This window comes from Methylobacterium bullatum (assembly GCF_014845095.1).
Taxonomy (GTDB): domain Bacteria; phylum Pseudomonadota; class Alphaproteobacteria; order Rhizobiales; family Beijerinckiaceae; genus Methylobacterium; species Methylobacterium bullatum.
In genome coordinates this window covers 15481-35165 of the sequence record NZ_NKUG01000022.1, presented here as the reverse complement: position 1 = coordinate 35165, position 19685 = coordinate 15481, and the positions used below count along the sequence as shown (strand labels likewise).

The following is a 19685-nucleotide window of genomic DNA, read 5'->3' as shown; positions in this document are numbered from 1 at the left end:
ATGATGGCGGACCTGTTCTGGCTTTCGGATGAGCCGTGGGCGGTGATCGGGCCGTTCATGCCGGTCAACCAACCCGGCCCCGAGCGCAAGGACGACCGGAAGATCATCTCGGGCATGCTGCATGTGCTCATCTCAGGCTGCCGCTGGCAGGATTGCCCGGCGGAGTACGGTCCGCGCACCACGGTCTACAAATCGCTTCAACCGGTGGTCTCGGCGTGGCTTCTGGCGGGCCTTGCTGGCCGCCATGGCCAAGGCTCGGTGGTTGGGCGAAGCGGCAGCCATCGACAGCACTTACGTCAAAGCGCATCGCTCCGCCCACGGCGGTAAAGGGGGGGGCAAAGCGCAGGCCATCGGCCCGTCGCGTGGGGGCCAGACGACCAAGATCCACGCCCTCACCGATGTCCTCGGACGCCCCGGCGTCCGAGGACATCCGGCAACGCCAGCGACGTCCGTACAGCCCCGGACGCGCTGGCCGAAGCCCCAGGCCGTATCCGCCGCCTGACCGCCGACAAGGGCTACGACGCAGACTGGCTGCGCGCCGATCTGCGGGAGAAGGGCATCACCCCCATCATTCCACGCAAATGCAAGATCCGCCACGACAAGCGCCGCTATCGCGAGCGCTGGCGCGTCGAGGCCACCTTCTGCCACCTCAAAGACTTCCGTCGTATCGCCACCCGATACGACAAGATGGCCCGCAACTATGCCTCCGCCGTCGCACTCGCCGCTGTCATCGCCTTCTGGTGCTGATTGAGTCCAGACCCTAGTATTTCGCCTTCGACACACCGAGCACGCGTGCCATGCCAGCGATCGGGCAGTCGGCCTGATTCGCGTTCATGAACCGGAAGACCCCGACGGCAGACCCCCGGTCTCCCGAGTAGACCAAGCCGTCGCGCGAGAGAGAATATTGTCTCGCAAGCCTTCGGTTCGCGCTCCAGCTTGAATTGTCGGTTCTCGCGCCGTGGCCGGACGAGTTCATCGCACTCGTCCGCTGTCAGGCTGGGGTCGGCAGACGGTGGCTTTGCATCACGCTGTCCTCCGCTGCGCTCAGCCTCGGCAACCCAGTTGCGGATGGCTCGAACTCGCGAGCCAGATCGTTCGGATCATGGCCGGCGCGGACCAACTCGACCATCTGTCGGCGAAACTCGGCGGGGTATGGAGGGCGGCCCTTGGGCCTTGGACAATCACCTCACGCGAAAGCGTTTTTGGTGTTCACAAAAACGGGGCAATCCCACGTCTCCTTTCCGCGAAGTACACGTGAGGGATTGGTTAACCCACTCCCGCTCATGATCCACTCGTCCCTGCAGGGTGGAGGTGGGAATGGATGTGATCTACCGCGGCCTCGAAACGTCTCTTCTCGGCTTGACCCTCGTCCTCGGCATCGCAGCCCTGGCCCTTCCCTCCCTGACGCCCCGGATCCTCGGCGCCCCGGAACTTGCCGTGACCCTGCCGCTGCTCAGTGTCACCGCTGCGCATTGAAGCCACACCACGGGATTTCGGGCGCGCCGTCGGCGGCGGCAGAGAGGCTTCTCGACGCGCAATCACGATCGTGACGGTGTGATGTCACACAAGCAGTGTGGCAAACCCAACTATTCGCGTGTGGCGCTTCATTGCGCCGCAACCGTTTCGCCCCCCCGCGATTTACAGACCAAGCGCTGCGGTAAGTGCAATGGCTTGGGTCTGGATGGTGCTTCGTAAAACGGAGCGCGGGCAGGGTTGCGATGACGAAACGGTTCAGGCTTTTCAGTGCGATGGGCATTGCGCTCGTCGTCGGCGTGTCCTCCTTTTCCGCTGAGGCAATGCCTGGCACTGAGGGATCCTCGACCGGCACTCCTCACCGGGATGCGGAGCTTGGCAAGGTAGCCCTGACGGTCGAGGCCGAGGACGATACTCTCGCTTGCACCAAATCGCGCAAGCGCTTGTTCGTCGATGGCGAGGGCTGGATCGTCCGCCGTGTCACCACTTGCCGCTGAGGCAATGCCTCCGCTTTCGGATGACGGCATGTGGGCGTCGACTTCGATGCCTTGCAGCTACTTAGGGACTGCCGCACCTTACCCCTCGCCCCTACTATCAGACTTCACCTTGGCACGATCATTCTCGTCGTGCCGGTCTATCGAGGTCCGTCTCGATACGACGAGGTTCGTATGTCGGCCACGCTGAGATGGATGATGCCGGGATGCACCCTGGCGCTTGCCCTCGTGGTGACACCAGTAGCTCATGCACAGGACGTGACAGCTTCGGGCTACGGCCATCCCGATACGTTCCGACCGCGGTTCGATGAGAGCTACGCCGGGCCTTATGTCGTCGCAGCCTCTCGTACTGGGTTGTTGCCGCCAATACCCCGCCCAACCGAGCTTGTCCCGAGCGCTTGGGGATATGGAACATACGATGTTCCCACCGCCACCGGCATCCGCCCCGCACCCGTCGGAACGCCCACCCTATACGTGATCGAAACGCCCACCGAGGCGAGACGCAAGGCCCGAAGCCAAGGTCCGAGGATACTGTCTCGGGGAAGACGGAATCCGGTTTCGACATCCATAAATCTGCCGATGCAGGACGGAGCGAGGATTGTGACGGTGGCTATCGGGCGACACGCCTCGCGCTGAGAGCGCGGTGTCAGTATTGCGCGCGCATGATCGATTCGGAGACGAGCTTGATGGGTTTTCCGCGCCCCATCATGATCGCCGCTCGTGATTGCTCCGGATCGGATTCGAACCGTGTCCGCAGCCATGAAACGAGGAACTTCAGGTATTCCGAGCCGATGAGCCTTGCCGTTCCAGGGTGCCGCCACCAGCGATCGGCGTCGAAGCCTTCCGCGATCACGGGGTGGGGCAGAACCCGGTCCTTGCCCATCAACGCGTGGTCGAGCTCCACCAAGGTCCGGGGCATGTGGTAGTTCGAGGTGACCACCGCGACGGTATTGAACCGGTGCTGGCGCATCCAGCGACGGGTTTCGATGGCGTTGCCGATCGTGTTGCGCGCCCGGTAATCGAGATCGACGCAGCACTCGATCCAGTGGCGCTGGGTCGGATTCAGGCGGGCGATCTCGTCGCGGCTCGTTCGCTCGTTGACGCCGGTGATCAGCAGGCGCCGGCCATAACCGCCGGCGAGAAGATCGATTGCGTCGCCGATACGCTGTGCGCCGCCCGTTAGGACCACGATCCCGTCCGCCCGGCCGTCGAGCGTGCGCTCGTCACGGGCGATGGATTCGGCGAAGATCAGGAACCCGGCAACCAGCGCCAGGGTGGCGATGGCACCGAGGCCGAGGGTGACATAGCCGATACGCTGCAGTGTTGGAGACATCACCCTTGCGATCCGTGCGGGAGGCGCCGACAATTCCGCCCGACCGCGTGGCCAGACCCAACCGAACGCCTCCAGCGGGCGAGTGGTGCCGAGTCCTGACATCCGCGTGGCCATTCTCCGAAGGTAGTGCCGAATGCGGCATCCGCGAGGCGATACTTCTGCCCCTAAGGGTTTACGAATAGTTAACGCGATTCCGGGAACTCGGAACCCTGTGCGATGTCATGCAGCAAGGGGGCGAAGAGCCCTGTCCCGCAGTCGAAAACCCAGCTTCAGCGCAGGAATCGTCTGACCGTGAGCCGCGAAACGATACCGGTCACCACGGAGGCGATCACGCCGATGAGCAGGACGGCGGCGTAGCCACGCCAACCGATATGGAAGGCGCCGAACAGCGCCTCGATCTCGTCTCCGGCCGGCCCCGATCGCCAGAGCCGGGCGAGCAGTCCCGCTAGCGCGAAGACCGCAAGTGCCAGGCACGAGCCGATGACGCCTCCGCGTAGGCCGAGGCCGAAGAAGCGGCGTTGGAATGCGCGGGCAATGAAATCGTCGTTCGCGCCGACGAAGTGCAGCACCTCCACCACTTCCCGATTGCCGGCCATGGCGCCGCGCGTGGCGAACACGACCGCGAGCCCGGTGGCGATCAGGACGAGGGCGACGATGCCGACGCCGACACCGACGAAGGTGTTGGCCATGGTCGAGAGCCGCTGAAGCCATAGGGCATGGTCGTCGAGGCTCGCCACCCCCGGCAGGGCTTCGCCGAGCGCGCCCCGGAGTCCTTTCAGATCCGGCGCGGGGGAATCCGCGAGTTTCAGGGTCACGAGCCGCGGAACCGGCAGGTCGGAAAGATCGAGGCCGCTGCCGAGCCAGGGCTCGAGCAGGCGTTCGGCTTCCGCCTTCGAAAAGATCCGCGTCGTGGCGATTCCGGGCGTCGCCTTTGCCAGCGCATCGGCCTTGGCCACATCGGCATCGATATCGCGACCGGCGCTTGGCCTCACCTGAATCGTCACCTCCTGCGCAACGCTGCCCTGCCACTGATCGGCGCTGGAGGCGACGATCTCGGCCGCCCCGGCGCAAAGAGCCGCCAGGAAAGTCAGGATCGCGATGACGGCCGCGAGCGCCCGGCTCGCGGCCGAGTCGGTGGGGACGAGGGGAGCGTTGCGTCGCAGGGTCGCCGGAAGGGCTTCCTGGTCGGTAGCGATGGGCATCGAGGGATGCGGCGGTGGGCTTGCCTGACGACCCATCAGTGTTCGATCTGCAGCCGGCCCTGACCCAGGACGAGCCGGGGGGCGTCGACGAGGTCCATCAGGGCGAAGTCGTGGGTGGCGATCAGGACGGAGGTTCCGAGCCGATTGAGTTCGATGAATAGCCGCAGCAGCCGCCGGCCGAGACCGGGATCGACGTTGCCGGTTGGTTCATCGGCGAGGAGAAGGTCCGGCCGCGCGATGAGCGCCCGGGCGATCGCCGCGCGCTGCTTTTCGCCGCCCGACAGAAGCGGCGGGAGGACGTGCATGCGCTCGCCGAGACCGACCCAACGCAGGAGTTCGACCACCTCGGCACGGTAGCTCGTCTCCGACCTGCCCTGGACGCGCAGCGGCAGGGCGACGTTCTCGTAAGTGGTGAGGTGGTCGAGCAGCCGGAAATCCTGGAATACGATGCCCATCCGCCGGCGCAAACCGGTGAGCGCCTCGTTGGAGATGTCGCTGACTTCCTCTCCGAACACCGAGACCAGCCCGCGCGTCGGCCGGACCGAGAGAAGGATCAGGCGCAGCAGGGTGGTCTTTCCCGCGCCGGAGGGACCGGTGAGAAACTGGAACGAACGCGGGGCGATCTGGAAGCTCACGTCGCTCAGCACTTCCGGCCCGAGGCCGTAGCGCATGCCGACATTTTCGAACTGGACCACGGGCTCCTCGACGCCCGACAGGAGGCTGTCAGCGGTCACGCGAGATGCCCGGATCCGTTGATGCCTGATTCTGCTGACAAGCCTGCGCTCCCATTCTGCCGCTTCACGGAGGATTAACCGCTCTTGGCGATGATGGTGTGAGTCTTTTTCACCGAACCGGCAACCGCCGATCGAGAATTCGAGGCGTCGATTCGCCATGCTGATCGTATGCCCGGCCTGCGCAAGCGAATACGACATCGCCACCGACAGGGTCGGCGTCGAAGGCCGCTCGGTGCGCTGCGCCGCCTGTCGCGAGACTTGGTTCATCTCACCCGATGAGGTCGCTGCTGCTCTCGCCGAGGAGATGGCCGAGATTCAGGCGGCGATGGGCTCGGTGGAGGGGCGCGGGGAAGCGCAGGCCGATCTCGATGCATGGGAAGCGGCACTGGCCGAGGAGGCCCAGGCCGCAGCGGTGGATCCGATGCCGGAGGAGAAGCCGGTCCGCAAGCCCCGCGGGCGCACGCCCCCTCCGAAACGATGGGGCGCTATGTCGCCGGTCGCCGCCTTCGGGCTCGCTTTGCTGGCGGGCATACCCTTGGCGCTACTTGCCCGCAGCACCGTGGTGCGGGCCATGCCCCAGAGCGCTGCACTTTATGCCGGGATCGGCATGCCCGTGAACCTGCGCGGCATCGAGATCCGCGATCTTTCGGCCTTCCAGACCCAGGGCGAGGGCGCCGCGTCCCAACTCGTCGTCGAGGGCGACGTGGTCGGCGTGGCGGGCAACCCCGTCCCGGTGCCGCCGATCGAAGTCGAGGTGCGCGATGCGCAGGACCAGACCATCTACCGCTGGACCGTGGCGCCGCCGCGCTCCAGCCTCGAGGATCGCGAGACGGCCCGGTTCAGGGCAAGCTTGTCGGCGCCGCCGGCGCAGGGGCGCACGATCAAGGTCGGGTTCGCACCGGAGCGCGGTGTGCCGGAGACGGATCTCGGTCATTGACACCGGACGTTGCCTCTCGCGCAGGGCAAAAAACGGTGCCACCCGCGCCCGCTCGTGGTAGAGAGATCGTATGACCAGCCCGACCCGACGCGTGCGCGTCCTCTTCGACGAAACCGCCATCGCGAACCGCAACGAGGAACTGGCCGCGGCCATCGTCGCGGCCAAGCCCGAGAACCTCCTCGTCGTGGCGGTTCTCAAGGGAAGCTTCATGTTCGCAGCCGACCTGCTGAGGGCGCTGCACCGGTCCGGCCTGTCACCGCAGGTGGAGTTCGTCCACCTGTCGAGCTATCGCAGCGGCACGGTTTCCTCGGGACAGGTAGAGATCCTGCGCGACGTCGAGAGTGAGGTTCGCGGCCGCGACGTCCTCCTGGTGGACGATATCCTGGAATCCGGACGCACCGTCGTCTTCGCCAAGGACCTGCTCATGGCGCGTGGCGCCAAGCGGGTCCTGACTGCCGTCCTGCTCGAGAAGCCGGGCAAGCGGGCGGTGACCATCGATGCCGATTTCGTCGGATTCACCTGCCCCGATGTGTTCGTGGTCGGCTACGGGATGGATGTCGCCCACGAATATCGTCAGCTCCCCTTCGTCGGCTTGGTCGACCACGTGAGCAGCGAGCCGGACCTGTTCGGCGGCACCTGAGCCCGTCCTGCAGGCACGCGAAGCTGACGATCAGGCACAGCCGTGGCTTTAGGGCGACAATTGCGCGCGGTCGGGTTACGCAGGACATTTGCATATCATTTGATGCAAAGCGGCCCTTGACATCGAAGCTGAGTAAAAGCGCAGTCTGGACGATCCAGCAGAGACAAAGAGTTGATGGCACGAATCCTCCTCGTTGACGATGAAGAGCCCGTGCGTGGCTTCCTGAAACGGGGCCTGGAAATCGACGGGCATTCCGTCGTGACGGCGTCGGATGGGAGCGACGGGCTCGATCGGCTGATGGAGGCCGATGGCGGGTTCGATCTGTTGCTCACCGATATCCGTATGCCGCTGATGGACGGGATCGCCCTCGCTCTCGCGGCCAAGCGCGATTTTCCCGACCTGACCATCCTCCTGATGACGGGGTTCGCAGACCAGCGCGAGCGGGCCCGTGGCCTCGACGCCATCGTCACCGATGTGCTGACGAAGCCCTTCTCCCTGGCCGACCTGCGCTCGACGGTGAAACGCGCGCTCGCCGCCTGAACGGGCCGCACGTCCGCGAAATTTCGATGAAGCTTGGCCGCCGGTCATTGCGTTGCCGAAGGGAGTGATTCCTCCTTTTCTCGCGACGAGTGCCCCATGACGTTATCGACGACGACCCGCGCCGCCCTGGCCGCGCTGCTTCTCTCCGGCACGATCGCCACCGGGGCCGCTGCGGCTGAAGCCCAGCCGGGTCCCGCCGCCGGCACACTCACCAAGGTCGCCAGCTTCGAGCATCAGGTCACCGGCGTCACCGTCTCCAAGGATGGTCGCGTGTTCGTCAACTTCCCACGCTGGACCGAAGACAGCGCCGTCTCCGTCGCCGAGGTAAAAGACGGCCGGATCACACCTTTTCCCGACGCCGAGTGGAACGCCTGGCGCAATGCGCGCAAGGACGATGTCTCGGCTGGGGACCATTGGATCTGCGTCCAGAGTGTGGTGGCGAGCCCTGACGGTAATCTCTGGGTGCTCGATCCGGCCGCGCCCGGCATGGCGGCGGTGGTGAAGAACGGGCCGAAGCTCGTGGAGATCGACCTCAAGACCAACAGGCCCGCCCGCACCATCGCCTTCGACGAGGCCGTGGCCCCTCAGGGTTCCTACCTCAACGACGTGCGCTTTTCGCCGGATGGAAAGACCGCCTACATCACCGATTCGGGCGCGAGTGGTGCCCTCGTCGTGGTCGATCTCGCCAGCGGCAAGGCCCGCCGCCTCCTCGACGGAGATCCGACGACCCAGCCCGACAAGACGGTGACCGTGACCTACGAGGGCAGGCCCCTTCGGCGGCCCGATGGACGCGGCGTGGAATTCGCCGCCGACGGCATCGCCCTCTCGCCCGATGGCGACACCCTGTACTGGCAGGCGATCAAGGGGCGGACCCTCTACAGCCTGCCGACCTCCTCGCTCACCGGCTGGATGACGTCGTCGCTCGTGCCGGAAGCACTCAGCGACAGGAGCCTGTCGGGCAAGGTGGAGACGGTGGGCGACAACGGCCCTGCGGACGGCCTCATCATCTCGCGCAAGGATGGGCGGATGTACGTCACCTCGCCCCAGGATGACTCGATCAAGGTCCGCGACCTGTCCGCCAAGGGTTCTGCCCTCACGACCCTGATCCAGGACAAGCGCCTGCGCTGGCCCGACACTTTCGCCGAGGGACCGGACGGCACCCTCTACGTGACGACCTCTCGCATCCAGGATTCGGCCTTCTACAAGCCCGATGCACCGGCGGCCCTGCCCACAGACCTGTGGAGCATCAAGCCCCCGGCGAGCGATGCCACCGGATCGACGACGATCCCATCCGCCCGCTGAGACCGAAGGCCCGGTCGGTCGGCGAGACCGGCCGGGCATTCCCGCCCTCCCCTGCGAGCTTTCCCATGCGCCGACGCGACATCCTCTGCGGCCTCGCCGCATCCGGTCTCTGGAGCGGTCACGCCTCGGCGGCTCCGATCCTCCGGTCAGACGATCCCCGGTTCGCCGAACTGGTCGATCCGTCCGCCCGGCCGATGCCCCTCTACCGCGAGGGTCGGTGGTGCGAAGGCTTGTGCTGGGCGCCGCATCTCGGGGGCCTCATCGTCAGCGACGTGCGGTCGAACCGCATGCTGGTGATCAGGGAAAACGGCGAGGTGAAGCCGTTTCGCGATCCCTCCAACAACGCCAACGGCAACATCCTCGATGCGAAGGGGCGCCTCGTCACTTGCGAGCACCGGACCCGTCGCGTCGTCCGCCGCGAACCCGTCGGGACGATGACCGTGCTGGCGGATTCCTACGACGGCAAGCCCCTGAACTCACCCAACGACGCGGCGCTCGCGCCCGACGGAGCGATCTGGTTCACCGATCCCGTCTTCGGCATCACCGTGCCGGATGAAGGCATTCAGGCGGTGCCGGCCCAATCCGCGAGGCGGGTCTACCGGATCGATCCGGCCGGTGAAGTCCAGGGCATGACAGATGCCGTCGGCCAGCCCAACGGCATCGCCTTCGCGCCGGACGGCCACACGCTCTACGTCACGGAGACCAGCGCCGCCCTCGACAATGCGGAGGGCGCGCGCGCCATCCTCGCCTTCCCGGTGAAGGACCGGCGCCTTGGTGAGCCACGGGTGGTCGCCGCGCTCGATGCCGGCGCCCCGGACGGTCTCGCTATCGACGAAGCCGGACGGATCTATGCGGCCTGTGCCGACGGTGTGCGCATCTACCTACCCGACGGGACGCTGCTCGGCCGGATCGCCACGGCGACGCCGGCCTCCAACGTCGAGTTCGGTGGGGCGGACGGGCATCGCCTCTTCATCTCGGCCGGCTCCGTGGTGGCCGCCATCGATCTCAAGGTCCGGGGCGCGGCGAAAGCCAGCTGACCAACGTCATTTCTTCAGGATTGCAGCATCAATGACTTTCGCACGACGTGACATGCTGGCGGCCGGCCTCGCCGGATTTGCCTGCCTGAGCAGCCAGGCCTCTGCAGCTGAGGGAGGCTCTCCCCCTACGGCATCCGGCAAGACGGTCGCCAGCGATCCAGGGGTGCCGGGACTCGAACTCGCCATGGCGGCGGATGCACCCTCGAACCCCACTGGCCTCACTCTGTCGCGGAGCGGCCGCATCTTCGTGATGATGCCGCGCTTCAACGCCAAGGTGCCCTTCACCCTCGGCGAAGTCATGCCGGATGGGAGCGTGACGCCCTATCCCGACGAGACCACCAACCAGCCCGATGCAAAGCACGCCCAGACCCGCCTGCTGCATGTCCCCAATGGGGTGATGGACCGGGACGACACGCTCTGGGTTCTCGATGCCGGGCTGCCGGACGGCGCGGGGCCGCCCATTCCGGGAGGGGCCAAGCTCGTTCAGTTCGATCTGGCGACCAACCGGATCGTTAGAATGGTCCCGCTGGAGGCCGGCGTCACCGCGACCTCCTCGCTCAACGACCTGCGGGTCGATATCCGCGACGGCCGGGCGGTGGCCTTCATCACCGACCAGGGCCAGGACGGGCACGGCGCGATCCTGGCGGTGGATCTCGCCAGCGGCCGCGTCGTCCGGCGCCTCGCCGAGCATGCCAGCACCGAATCCCAGAAGGGCATCGTCAAGATCGTCGAGAACCGCCAGATCCTGCAGCGCAAGGCGGAGGGACCGCCGCGCCCGGTGCAGGGTGGCGCCAACGGCATCGCCCTGAGCCCGGACGGCCGCCGCCTCTACTACGCGCCACTCATGGGCCGGCGGCTCTATGCGGTGGAGACCGCCTCGCTCCTCGACCCGGCGGTGTCCGATGCCGAGGTCGCCGCCGCCGTCGAGGATCTTGGCGAGAAGGGCATGACCGGCGGCCTCATCGCGGATTCCAAGGACCGCGTGTATCTCGCCCTGCAGGAGCACAATGCGGTCGGCCGGCGCGAAACGGACGGCACCGTCACCATCCTCGCCACCGATCCCCGGCTGATCTGGGCCGACACGTTCTGGATCACCCCCGACCGCTGGCTCTACATCACCGCCGCGCAGGTCAATCGGAGCCCGGACTACAACAACGGCCGCGACATGCGGCAGCCGCCCTACGCCATCCTCCGGATGCGTATCGACGCCGACCCGGCCTGATACGGCGCCCCCGCCCGGTCGTATGATCAGGCGAGCATGTGAGTGAGGAGGGCACGCAGCTGCGCCGGCTTGATCGGTTTGTGCATCAATTCGGCGCCGATCATCGCCACGTCCGCCTCGATCCCGGGCGAATGGTCGGCGGTGGTCACGATGACCGGCAGGGCCGAATGGGCCACGCCGCGCAGGTAGCTCGCGACATCGAGGCCGCAGGCGCCGTGATCGAGGTGATAATCCAGGATCAGTACGTCCGGCAGGGGCTGCCCGGCGGCGACGCGCTCCGCCACACCCGCAAGGTCGCGATGGACACTGACCTCCGCGTCCCAGTTCTGCAGCAGACGCCTCAGCGCATCGGCGGTGGCCGGGTCGTTCTCGACAATGAGGACGCGTGCCCCGGTCAACCGCGTGGCGATGGGCGCGGGGCCGGCCATGGTCTCGGTCGGGGAGGCGCCGATGGGGACGGACAGGCTGACCCGGGTGCCGTGGCGGAGCCGCGAATCGAGGACGAGGGCATGGTCGAGGGCCGTGGCCATGCGCTGGACGATGGAGAGTCCGAGGCCAAGTCCCGGCTCGCCCTCGTCACCCGCCCCGCCGCCCCGGTAGAATTCCTCGAAGACGAGATGGCGCTCGCTCTCCGCGATGCCGCAGCCGGTATCGATCACCTCGATGCGGCACAGCCGACCACGCCGGCGCGCGGCGATCAGTACGCCGCCCCGGCCAGTATATCGGATCGCGTTGGAAACGAGGTTCTGCAGGATGCGCCGAAGGAGGACCGGGTCGCTGTCCACCCGAATCTCCGGGTAGCGGACCGCGAGACGCAGGCCCTTGCGCTCGGCCATCGGCATGAAGCTCGCCGCGATCCCGTCGAGCAGATCGCCGAGAGCCACCGGCCGGATGACCGGGCGGACGATGCCGGCATCGAGCTTGGAGATGTCGAGAAGAGTCTTGATCAGGTCCTCGATGGTCTGCAGCCCCCGTTCGACCTGCGCCGACATCGCCAGGGCTTCCGAGCCGAGTGGCATGTCCGATAGGGCGGAGGCCGAGAGGCGCGCTGCGTTCAGCGGCTGCAGCAGGTCGTGCCCGGCGGCGGCGAGGAAACGGGTCTTCGAGCGGTTGGCGGTCTCGGCCTCCTCCTTGGCCGCGACCAACGCGGCGTTGGAGCGCTCCAGGCTGTGCATCAGGCCAGTGAGTTCCTCGGTGCGGGAGCGGACGCGGCCCTCAAGCATGATCGCGGTCTGGAACAGCGAATAGGCGCCCCCCTGCTGGTCCATGGTGCGCTCCACATGCGCCATGAGCGCCGCGTTGATACGCTCCAGCTTGGCGATACGGCGGCTGGCCTCTTCGTCGCCGACGCTGGGAGAGCCGGCTGTCATGAAGCGGCCAGCCGGCCGATGGCGATGCCGGTAAAGGTCTGGTTGAGGTGCATCGCCCGGTACTGCTCGCCATAGGTCTCGAACCCCACCACGTCATAGCGGCGATAGAGGTCGCAGATGCCCTGGCGGACCTGCCGGCTCTCCGCATCGAGACGGCGCAGGATGCAATCGAAGCCGATGATGAGATCGATCCCCCCGAGTGCCGCTTCGAGACGGGTCAGTTCGCTCCGGGTGGTCTCCACGATGTCGCGCGGCTGGGCCAGTGTGAGGACGACGCCCTCGTCGATGGCGCAGAAGAAGCTCAGGGAGCCATCGGCGTTCATGCGCCGGATCGAGCGGCAGAAGTACTCGCCCCCGACCTTCACCGCGAGGGGATAGGCGGCGAAACTCATCGGCGTCAGCGCCTCCGGGTCGAGCCCCACCGCCATGGCGTATTCGCGGGCGGCAGGCTCGGCATTCAACTCGTGGACGATGCGCTGCTCGTCGTCGGAGGCCGTGACCACGAACTTCGTGGTCGTCGGCTCGAAATGATCGCTCTTGAAGATCTGGAACGGATAATCCGTCTCCACCAGGACCACCACCGCCGCCCGGCGATGGATCGAGCCTTGGTGGAGCAGCACCGTCTCGCGGAAATTCAGGTCGTCGCCGGCGGATCCGCCGACCAGGGGGATGCCATCGAGCGCCCATGCGATGGCCGAGACCACCGTCTCCTCCGCATTGGCGAGGCCATCGATGAAGGACAGGGCGAAGCGCCGGTTCGGTGCGGCATCGGGGGATTCCGTCTCCAGGATCCGCCGCAGGGCACGGACGGACGAGGCGGTGCGCGCCACGTCGAGATGGTCGATGGCATCGAGGATCGCGGAGACGACGCGAAAACCCTTTTCGGGGAAAGCGACTACCACGAGGCCGCGCTCCAGCCCGCCCGCCGGGCAGATGCCGCCCGACATGGTGCATCCGGTGATGGGTGTGCCGGGGAAAGCGCCTGCCAGGGCGGTGTTCAGGTCATCGACGACGTAATCGGGGGAGAAGAAGGCCAGCAGATGCGAGAGACGGGATGGACCGATGCCGGCGGCGACGTCCGCCACCGCCTCGGCCGCCGTCGCGGCGACCGTCCAGGCGGTCCTGATCCCGCACAGATGCCCACGCATCCGCGTGCCTTCCTTCACCGTCCCGTCCCCTCGGCGTCATGCGTCGGCTTTGCGCCTCGACGTCATGTCGGAGGAGTATGTCGGTGCGTCAGGCCGGGCGCAATGGCGGCGCTCGCAAGCGCCGCCTTTTGGGCTCAATCCACCGTCTTGAGGTCTTTCACCGACACGTCGCCCTGGCGGGACGAGAAGGTCGGCGCGGAGCCGTTGCTCTGGGAGACGCCGCTGATCTGGTGATCGCCGGTATCGTAGGTCGTGCGCTTGCCGTCCGTGTCGATGACGAGCCGGCGCGAGTCGGGGAAGAAGGCGTAGCGCATCCCGTTCTGGCCACCGCTGGTGGAAGGCTGGCCCAGCTCCTGGGGCCACCAGGCCTCGCCGCCGGACATGGGCTTCATCGGCTCCATGGGCTTCATGGGTTCCATAGGCTTCATCGGTTCCATCGTCGTCGTCCTCGAACGTGGTGAGTCAGACACGGCTACGCCCGAGAGCGGACAAGGTTGCATGGACCGGGCGCCTGCCCCCGGCGGCGGCATGACGGACCCGGCTTCTACTTGCCGATATTGAATTTCCGCACCGCAAGGGTCATATCGCGCACCGTTCGATCCCCGGAGGCAAACCCTTGAGCGATACCCTGGAACGGCACGAATTCGGTGCCGAGGTCGGCCGGCTGTTGGACCTCGTGGTTCACGCCCTCTATTCCGACCGCGAAATCTTTCTGCGCGAATTGGTGGCCAACGCCGCCGATGCCATGGACCGGCGCCGCTTCGAGGCGCTGACGCAATCGGTCTCTGCCCCGCCGGCCGACGCGAAGGTCACGATCACCCCCGACAAGACCGCACGCACGCTGACGATCTCCGATCCCGGCATCGGCATGACCAAGGCCGAACTGGCGCAGAACCTCGGCACCATCGCCCGCTCCGGCACCCGCGCCTTCAGCCAGTCGCTCGGAGACGCGAAGGCCGAGGACAAACCCAGCCTGATCGGCCAGTTCGGCGTCGGCTTCTACTCCGCCTTCATGGTGGCGGACCGTGTCACCGTCACCTCGCGCCGCGCCGGCTCCGATGAATCCTGGACCTGGGCTTCGGACGGACAGGGCAGCTACACCCTGGAACAGGCGACCCGCGACGAGCCGGGCACCGACATCGTCCTCCATCTCAAGGAGGACGCCGACGAGTATCTGGAGAGCTACCGGCTCGACCACGTCGTGCGCAAATGGGCCGACCACATTACCGTGCCGGTGGCCATCGTCGCCGAGGGCAAGACCGAGACCGCGAACCAGGGCACGGCCCTGTGGCGCAAGTCGAAATCCGAGGTCACCCCGGAGCAGTACACCGAGTTCTACCGCCATGTCGGCATGAACTTCGACGAGCCCTGGGCGACCCTGCATTGGCGCGCGGAAGGGGCGCTCGAATTCTCGGCCCTGCTGTTCATTCCTGGCATGAAGCCGTTCCAGGCGGTGGAGGGCGAACGCGCGAGCAAGGTCCGGCTCCACGTCCGGCGCATGTTCATCACCGATGAGGCCGAGTTGCTGCCGACCTGGCTGCGCTTCGTCCAGGGCGTCGTCGACACCGAGGACCTGCCCCTCAACGTGTCTCGCGAGATGCTGCAGGCGACGCCGGTTCTCACCAAGATCCGCCGCGCGGTCACCGGCCGTGTCCTCTCCGAACTCGGCAACCGCGCCAAGGATGCGGAGGGCTACCAGTCCTTCTGGGAGAATTTCGGCCCCGTCCTCAAAGAGGGCATCTACGAGGATTACGAGCGCCGGGGCGAGATCGCTCCGCTCCTACGCTTCCGCTCCTCGGCGGTGGAAGGCTGGACCTCCCTGCCCGATTACGTCTCGCGCATGAAGGACGGCCAGGAGGCGATCTATTACCTCGTGGCCGACGATGCCGACGCCCTGGCCTCCTCGCCGCAGCTCGAGGGTTTCCGCGCCCGCGGCGTCGAGGTGCTGTTGCTCTCCGACCATGTCGACGCGTTCTGGCCGGAGCAGCTCGGCCGGTTCGAGGAGAAGCCCCTGCGTTCGGTGACACAGGGCGGCCTCGACCTCTCGAAAATCGCCGCCACCGAGGAAACCGGCGAGGCACCCGCCTCCGTCGAGTCCCTCGTCACCGCCCTCAAGGCGGCACTGGCCACGGATGTGGCCGACGTGCGCGCCACCGACCGGCTGGTGGAGAGTGCCGTGGTGCTCTCGGCCTCGGGCAGCGGGCCCGACCTGCAGATGCAGCGCCTGTTGCGCCGGGCCGGGCGAGGAGCCGGCGGATTGCCGATCCTCGAGATCAATCCGCGCCACCCGCTGATCGCTTCCCTCGCGGCGAAGGCCGAGGCCGGGGAGGACGTGACGGAGCCCGCCGGCACCCTCGTCGACCTCGCCCGCATTCAGGACGGCGACACTCCACGCGACCCCGTCGCCTTCGCCCGCAAGGTCGCCGCGGCCCTGGCCTCCGGCGGCTGACCCCGCGACGTTCGACGGGAGCGCATTCTTTGTGCGCTCTCGACTTGTGATGTCGACCGAACTCGTGTTAACGAGCCTCCGTCTCATCGAGGCGCCCCGCGGAGAGGTGGCAGAGCGGTTGATTGTACCGCACTCGAAATGCGGCATGGGTGCAAGCCCATCGGGGGTTCGAATCCCCCCCTCTCCGCCATTTGACTAAGACAAACCATTGCAGTTGTTGTTGAATTTGGCCTGACGGCCGGCGACCACCGCCAATTTACCCCACATTTTGTATCGGCTTGTGTCGGCTAAAGCTGGATCGCGCTGGACTTCGTCTCGCGCGCGCGAGGCCGATCGCTTGGGGTGCATGGCGGCCTTTCGATCAACGCGACTTTTTTGCCCAGAGGCACTGATTTCCGGCCAGGAGGTCTCGTTTGAATAGCGGGCAACCGCTCAAGGCACGCGCCTACAACGGATTACTGCCTGTACGAACTCCCTGCAGTCCGGTTTCGAGATAATGGGTGCGTGGCAGCCTAACGAAGCGGCTCGGGGATGGAAGGCGATGCGCGGATGGCGATCAGCAGGATAGACCTCGGGGGAGCGGGCACACCTGAGGCGCTCGTCAAACGCATTCTACAGGCAGAGCCGAACCTTCCGGTGCCCGTGCCGATCCAGGAGCTGTGCGCACGCCTCGGGATCCTCAGGATCGAGGACCTGGACACTGACGGGTTCGAGGGCGGCCTCGTAACCGACGCCATGCGGTCCGAAGGAACCATCCTTGCCAAGCGCGGGGGCGAACCGCGTCGTCGCTTCACCATCTTGCACGAACTCGGCCACTTCCTGATGCCGCATCACTTCCCGGATCAGCCCGGCCGGTTCCTCTGCAAGAGCTCCGACCTATTGCGCGTGTAAGCGAAGGAGGGCGATCAGCGGCAGCGTAGGGAGGTCGAGGCCAACCGCTTCGCCTGCCTCGTGCTGATGCCCCCTCATCTGCTGCGGGGAGCCATGGCGGCCTTTGCCGAACCGAATCTGCAGCACGTTCTCAGGCTCGCACGCGACGTCGCGGTCCGTAGGGAGACGGCGGCTCGGGCCTACGTGCAATACCACCCCGAGCGGATCGCCATCGTCGTGGCGGGCAACGGTCGGGTGCAGCGGTGCTATCGCAGCCTCTCCTTTCCGGCCATCGTCCGCGCGGTGGGCAGCCCGGTCCCAGTGCACTCGCTCTACCATAGCAGTCCGCATCTGCCGAACATCGCGGGCGACATGCAGGGCTCCGAACTCGGGTTAACGGCGGTTTACGGCTTGCGGGAATGCTGACTCTGTGAGGAGAGCGCCGATTGGGAGCCCCCTGATGAGTGTCGTGCCCCTGGACATCCTGCCGCCGTCGCGCCTGAAGGCGCTTCTCGATCATTTTGGGGAGATCGACGACCCGCGGGTCCCCTGGCAGGTGGCGCATCCCCTGCCGGAGGTGCTGCTCTTGGTGGTCTGCGGCACGATCTGCGACTGCGAGGACTACGACCTGATCGCGGAGTGGGGCGAGGCCCACCTGCCGATCCTGCGACGCTATCTGCCCTACCATCACGGCGTGCCGGGCGGTCGCTGGCTGACCATCCTGATGAACCGGATCGATCCGCACCTGTTCGCGTCCGCCTTCACGGCCCGGGTCCGGGCCACCTGGCCGCAGCGGCCCGACTTCGTGGCCATCGACGGCAAGACTTCGCGCCGCAGCCACGACCGCGCCACCGGCAGGCCGCCGCTGCATCTGGTCTCCGCCTTCGCCACCACGGCCCGCCTCATGCTCGGCTAAGAGGCGGTACCCGACAAAGCGAGCGAGACCACTGCCATCCCGATCCTGATCGAGCGGCTGGCCGACAACGACGGCCTCAAGGGCGCCCTCGTCTCCATCGACGCCGTCGCCACCAATCCGGGCATCGCCGCCGCCATCACGGCAGCGGGCGCCGACCACCTGCTCGCCGTCAAAGCCAACCAGCCCACCCTGCGCGCCGAGGTCGAGAGCCTGTTCGAGACCAGCGCCGAAGGAGACACCGAGACCGTCATCGAGCACGACAAGGGACACGGCCGCATCGAAGAGAGGCGCGTCAGCGTCGTGCGGCAGGTCGACTGGCTCGACGGTCCCCGCCACTTCCCCGGTGAGACACGCCTGCCGGGCGTCGCCTGCCTCGTGCGGGTCCGGGCCCGTACCGACCTCAAGGACCGCTGCCGCACCGAGACCCGCGACTACGTCTCCTCGGCAGCCCTCACGGCACAACGCGCCGCAGACGCCGTGCGCGGACACTGGGCCATCGAGAACAGCCTGCACTGGGTCCTCGACGTCGTCTTCGCCGACGACCAATCCCGCCTGCGAAAAGGCCACGGCGCCCGCAACATGGCCGTCGTCCGGCACTTCGCCCTTACCTCGTCCGGGCCGTCTCCGACAAACGTTCGATCAAGCTCAGACGAAAGCGCGCCGGATGGGACCCAACCTACCTCGCAGAAATCCTGGGCGAACTCGCCCGTTAATCCGGATCCGAAGCCCTGGGCTGCACTCGTCGTTGGGCTACGCTACCCCGGCAGCGTTCGCTGCCGAGCTCGAACAGCAACGAGTGGGGTCAACCACGCCCGTTGCTTCACCTGCGCTCAAGCCCGACAACACTGACCCTGACCCACCAAACTGGTCCGCGCTGAGCGCAAGTTTTTCGGGCATCCTGAACCCTGAAGGAGGGTGGATGCCAGGCCTCGCAAACGCTTCACGAACGAACAGATCGCCTTCGCCCTGCGGCAGGCGGAGAGCGGCGCGACGGTGGACGAGGTCTGCCGGAAGATGGGCGTATCCGAGCCGACCTTTTATCGCTTGAAGAAGCAGTTCGTCGGCATGAGCGCACGCTACCTTGCGACGATCACTACGAGCGAAGGATCGGCCGCGCTGACGCGATGCTCGGTGCCTTTCGGGATAACGGAGCAGTCGCCGGGTTGGAGGTTTTTGCAGGACCCATCTACCTGAACCACGATGGCTCCAGAGAGCACGACAACCAGTTCGTCGGTCTCGGCCACATGGGCCGCAAGCTCCCCATGCAAAGTGCCACGCACAATCGTCATCGTTCCAACGGTGCCTATGACAGTGCCGCGGAAGCCGGGTACGTCGATCACACCGGACATATAGCCTCCGGACGTCGCGCTGCAGGATGCTTGGCCTTTTCGAAGATCTGGAGATACCCGCTCTTCGGCACCGGTTCGATCCGGATCGTTCGCAAGCCGGCCTCCGCTGCCCAGCCGGACAGGGTCTCCGGCTCATGGCAGCGCATCCGCCTGACCAGGGGACGGACGAGCCAGTTCGCATCGCTCGCCCATTGCTTCGCCGTCGTCAGGATGGCGACGGAGCCTCCCGCCCGGGTCACCCGCGCCATCTCGGCGATCGCGGCCGCGGGCTCGGAAAAAAAGAAGAAAGCATTCAAACAGAAGACCTTGTCGAAGCTGGCCTCTTGGAACGGCAAGGCACCGGCATCGCCTTCGGCGAGAGTGAGTCGCTCCTCGCGAATCGCCGCAGCGTTCACGCTCGCGGCTGTTGCGAGCATATCCGGACTGTGATCAAGGCCTGTCGCCGTACAGCCCGTTCGAAGCGCTTCGCGTAGGAAAACGCCGCCGCCGCAGCCGACATCCAAGACGACATCGGAGGCGCTTGTGGGCGCAAGCTTCAGGGCGAGCTCGAAGCCGGTGAGATGTGCGAAAGGGTATCGGAACAGTAGCTTGCCGAGAAGGCCCGAAGGTTTGCGGGCGATGGCGTCCGTAATGCGGTCGCCATGGGAACGTGATCGTACGGTCATCGTA

General features: G+C 66.4%; 19 protein-coding genes, 1 tRNA gene and 3 pseudogenes. 15 read left to right on the top strand and 8 right to left on the bottom strand.

Annotated elements, in window-relative coordinates; translation table 11 throughout:
- Positions 1 to 3 precede the first annotated feature (3 nt).
- The 3 genes and pseudogenes from MBTS_RS03080 to MBTS_RS03070 all read left to right on the top strand — a co-directional run bounded on the left by MBTS_RS03080 (position 4) and on the right by MBTS_RS03070 (position 1970).
- A pseudogene (locus tag MBTS_RS03080) lies at positions 4 to 747 on the top strand (IS5 family transposase).
- A gap of 570 nt (positions 748 to 1317) precedes the next feature.
- The gene (locus MBTS_RS03075; RefSeq protein ID WP_018045471.1) at positions 1318 to 1476 is read left to right on the top strand and encodes a hypothetical protein; all 159 of its coding nucleotides are present in this window, start codon (positions 1318 to 1320) and stop codon (positions 1474 to 1476) included.
- A gap of 242 nt (positions 1477 to 1718) precedes the next feature.
- On the top strand, positions 1719 to 1970 hold the full coding sequence (locus MBTS_RS03070; RefSeq protein ID WP_056140953.1) for a hypothetical protein: 252 nt from the start codon (positions 1719 to 1721) through the stop codon (positions 1968 to 1970).
- Between the two features lie 643 nt (positions 1971 to 2613).
- Here MBTS_RS03070 and MBTS_RS03065 read toward each other — a convergent pair.
- The 3 genes from MBTS_RS03065 to ftsE form a co-directional block, all read right to left on the bottom strand.
- A complete protein-coding gene (locus tag MBTS_RS03065) occupies positions 2614 to 3300 on the bottom strand; it encodes a YdcF family protein (RefSeq protein WP_056140955.1) in 687 nt (228 codons plus the stop codon).
- A gap of 269 nt (positions 3301 to 3569) precedes the next feature.
- Positions 3570 to 4502 carry a cell division protein FtsX gene (locus tag MBTS_RS03060; RefSeq protein ID WP_056140957.1) on the bottom strand — a complete coding sequence of 311 codons (933 nt, stop codon included), beginning with the start codon at positions 4500 to 4502 and terminating at the stop codon, positions 3570 to 3572.
- Positions 4503 to 4537: 35 nt separating this feature from the next.
- Positions 4538 to 5236: a cell division ATP-binding protein FtsE gene (gene ftsE, locus MBTS_RS03055; RefSeq protein ID WP_018045475.1), complete on the bottom strand. Its 699-nt coding sequence runs from the start codon at positions 5234 to 5236 to the stop codon at positions 4538 to 4540.
- A 157-nt stretch (positions 5237 to 5393) separates the two neighbouring features.
- On the opposite strand from ftsE, the gene MBTS_RS03050 reads away from it, so the two are divergent.
- From MBTS_RS03050 to MBTS_RS03025, 6 genes are all read left to right on the top strand, one after another.
- Entirely contained in the window at positions 5394 to 6173 is a 780-nt protein-coding gene (locus MBTS_RS03050) for a zinc-ribbon domain-containing protein (RefSeq protein ID WP_056161300.1), read from the top strand.
- Positions 6174 to 6243: 70 nt separating this feature from the next.
- On the top strand, positions 6244 to 6813 hold the full coding sequence (gene hpt / locus MBTS_RS03045) for a hypoxanthine phosphoribosyltransferase (RefSeq protein WP_056140962.1): 570 nt from the start codon (positions 6244 to 6246) through the stop codon (positions 6811 to 6813).
- Between the two features lie 174 nt (positions 6814 to 6987).
- A complete protein-coding gene (locus MBTS_RS03040; protein WP_056140965.1) occupies positions 6988 to 7353 on the top strand; it encodes a response regulator in 366 nt (121 codons plus the stop codon).
- A 96-nt stretch (positions 7354 to 7449) separates the two neighbouring features.
- On the top strand, positions 7450 to 8655 hold the full coding sequence (locus MBTS_RS03035) for an SMP-30/gluconolactonase/LRE family protein (RefSeq protein ID WP_192215059.1): 1206 nt from the start codon (positions 7450 to 7452) through the stop codon (positions 8653 to 8655).
- Positions 8656 to 8720: 65 nt separating this feature from the next.
- The gene (locus MBTS_RS03030; protein ID WP_192215058.1) at positions 8721 to 9692 is read left to right on the top strand and encodes an SMP-30/gluconolactonase/LRE family protein; all 972 of its coding nucleotides are present in this window, start codon (positions 8721 to 8723) and stop codon (positions 9690 to 9692) included.
- Positions 9693 to 9723: 31 nt separating this feature from the next.
- Positions 9724 to 10914 carry an L-dopachrome tautomerase-related protein gene (locus MBTS_RS03025; protein WP_192215057.1) on the top strand — a complete coding sequence of 397 codons (1191 nt, stop codon included), beginning with the start codon at positions 9724 to 9726 and terminating at the stop codon, positions 10912 to 10914.
- 26 nt (positions 10915 to 10940) lie between these two features.
- Here the strand turns inward: MBTS_RS03025 and MBTS_RS03020 are convergent, their stop codons facing one another.
- The 3 genes from MBTS_RS03020 to MBTS_RS03010 form a co-directional block, all read right to left on the bottom strand.
- Positions 10941 to 12284 carry an ATP-binding response regulator gene (locus tag MBTS_RS03020; RefSeq protein ID WP_147830714.1) on the bottom strand — a complete coding sequence of 448 codons (1344 nt, stop codon included), beginning with the start codon at positions 12282 to 12284 and terminating at the stop codon, positions 10941 to 10943.
- Positions 12281 to 13432, bottom strand: a complete 1152-nt coding sequence (locus MBTS_RS03015) for an FIST N-terminal domain-containing protein (protein ID WP_192215056.1) — start codon at positions 13430 to 13432, stop codon at positions 12281 to 12283. Before MBTS_RS03015 ends, MBTS_RS03020 begins: the two co-directional genes overlap by 4 nt.
- 134 nt (positions 13433 to 13566) lie before the next feature.
- Positions 13567 to 13860, bottom strand: a complete 294-nt coding sequence (locus tag MBTS_RS03010) for a hypothetical protein (protein ID WP_238253847.1) — start codon at positions 13858 to 13860, stop codon at positions 13567 to 13569.
- Between the two features lie 188 nt (positions 13861 to 14048).
- Between MBTS_RS03010 and htpG the strand changes: the two genes are divergently transcribed.
- From htpG to MBTS_RS02985, 6 genes and pseudogenes are all read left to right on the top strand, one after another.
- Positions 14049 to 15881, top strand: a complete 1833-nt coding sequence (gene htpG, locus MBTS_RS03005; protein ID WP_192215055.1) for a molecular chaperone HtpG — start codon at positions 14049 to 14051, stop codon at positions 15879 to 15881.
- 100 nt (positions 15882 to 15981) lie between these two features.
- A tRNA-Ser gene (locus MBTS_RS03000) sits at positions 15982 to 16071 on the top strand.
- 341 nt (positions 16072 to 16412) lie between these two features.
- Positions 16413 to 16772, top strand: coding sequence for an ImmA/IrrE family metallo-endopeptidase (locus tag MBTS_RS23615; RefSeq protein WP_238253846.1), 360 nt, complete (start codon positions 16413 to 16415; stop codon positions 16770 to 16772).
- A 60-nt stretch (positions 16773 to 16832) separates the two neighbouring features.
- Complete coding sequence (locus tag MBTS_RS23610) at positions 16833 to 17177, top strand: hypothetical protein (protein ID WP_238253845.1); 345 nt, start codon at positions 16833 to 16835, stop codon at positions 17175 to 17177.
- A gap of 34 nt (positions 17178 to 17211) precedes the next feature.
- A pseudogene (locus MBTS_RS02990) lies at positions 17212 to 18380 on the top strand (ISAs1 family transposase).
- 202 nt (positions 18381 to 18582) lie between these two features.
- Positions 18583 to 18735: pseudogene (locus MBTS_RS02985) on the top strand (transposase); the annotation flags it as partial.
- Between the two features lie 8 nt (positions 18736 to 18743).
- On the opposite strand, the gene MBTS_RS02980 reads toward MBTS_RS02985, so the two are convergent.
- Together MBTS_RS02980 and MBTS_RS02975 are read right to left on the bottom strand one after the other, a co-directional pair.
- Positions 18744 to 19016 (bottom strand): cupin domain-containing protein, encoded by a 273-nt coding sequence (locus tag MBTS_RS02980; protein ID WP_192215054.1) that lies wholly within the window; start codon positions 19014 to 19016, stop codon positions 18744 to 18746.
- Complete coding sequence (locus MBTS_RS02975; protein WP_192215053.1) at positions 19004 to 19681, bottom strand: class I SAM-dependent methyltransferase; 678 nt, start codon at positions 19679 to 19681, stop codon at positions 19004 to 19006. The genes MBTS_RS02980 and MBTS_RS02975 overlap by 13 nt, the downstream gene beginning before the upstream one ends.
- Between the last annotated feature and the right edge of the window lie 4 nt (positions 19682 to 19685).

Coding starts and splice junctions, on each gene's coding strand:
- MBTS_RS03065 (WP_056140955.1), bottom strand. CDS start 3,300: ATGTCTCCAACACTGCAGCGTATCGGCTATGTCACCCTCGGCCTCGGT.
- MBTS_RS03030 (WP_192215058.1), top strand. CDS start 8,721: ATGCGCCGACGCGACATCCTCTGCGGCCTCGCCGCATCCGGTCTCTGG.
- MBTS_RS03025 (WP_192215057.1), top strand. CDS start 9,724: ATGACTTTCGCACGACGTGACATGCTGGCGGCCGGCCTCGCCGGATTT.
- MBTS_RS03015 (WP_192215056.1), bottom strand. CDS start 13,432: ATGCGTGGGCATCTGTGCGGGATCAGGACCGCCTGGACGGTCGCCGCG.
- MBTS_RS03035 (WP_192215059.1), top strand. CDS start 7,450: ATGACGTTATCGACGACGACCCGCGCCGCCCTGGCCGCGCTGCTTCTC.
- MBTS_RS03070 (WP_056140953.1), top strand. CDS start 1,719: ATGACGAAACGGTTCAGGCTTTTCAGTGCGATGGGCATTGCGCTCGTC.
- MBTS_RS03050 (WP_056161300.1), top strand. CDS start 5,394: ATGCTGATCGTATGCCCGGCCTGCGCAAGCGAATACGACATCGCCACC.
- MBTS_RS03010 (WP_238253847.1), bottom strand. CDS start 13,860: ATGAAGCCTATGGAACCCATGAAGCCCATGGAGCCGATGAAGCCCATG.
- MBTS_RS02975 (WP_192215053.1), bottom strand. CDS start 19,681: ATGACCGTACGATCACGTTCCCATGGCGACCGCATTACGGACGCCATC.
- MBTS_RS03060 (WP_056140957.1), bottom strand. CDS start 4,502: ATGCCCATCGCTACCGACCAGGAAGCCCTTCCGGCGACCCTGCGACGC.
- MBTS_RS02980 (WP_192215054.1), bottom strand. CDS start 19,016: ATGTCCGGTGTGATCGACGTACCCGGCTTCCGCGGCACTGTCATAGGC.
- MBTS_RS23615 (WP_238253846.1), top strand. CDS start 16,413: ATGGAAGGCGATGCGCGGATGGCGATCAGCAGGATAGACCTCGGGGGA.
- MBTS_RS03040 (WP_056140965.1), top strand. CDS start 6,988: ATGGCACGAATCCTCCTCGTTGACGATGAAGAGCCCGTGCGTGGCTTC.
- hpt (WP_056140962.1), top strand. CDS start 6,244: ATGACCAGCCCGACCCGACGCGTGCGCGTCCTCTTCGACGAAACCGCC.
- MBTS_RS03020 (WP_147830714.1), bottom strand. CDS start 12,284: ATGACAGCCGGCTCTCCCAGCGTCGGCGACGAAGAGGCCAGCCGCCGT.
- MBTS_RS03075 (WP_018045471.1), top strand. CDS start 1,318: ATGGATGTGATCTACCGCGGCCTCGAAACGTCTCTTCTCGGCTTGACC.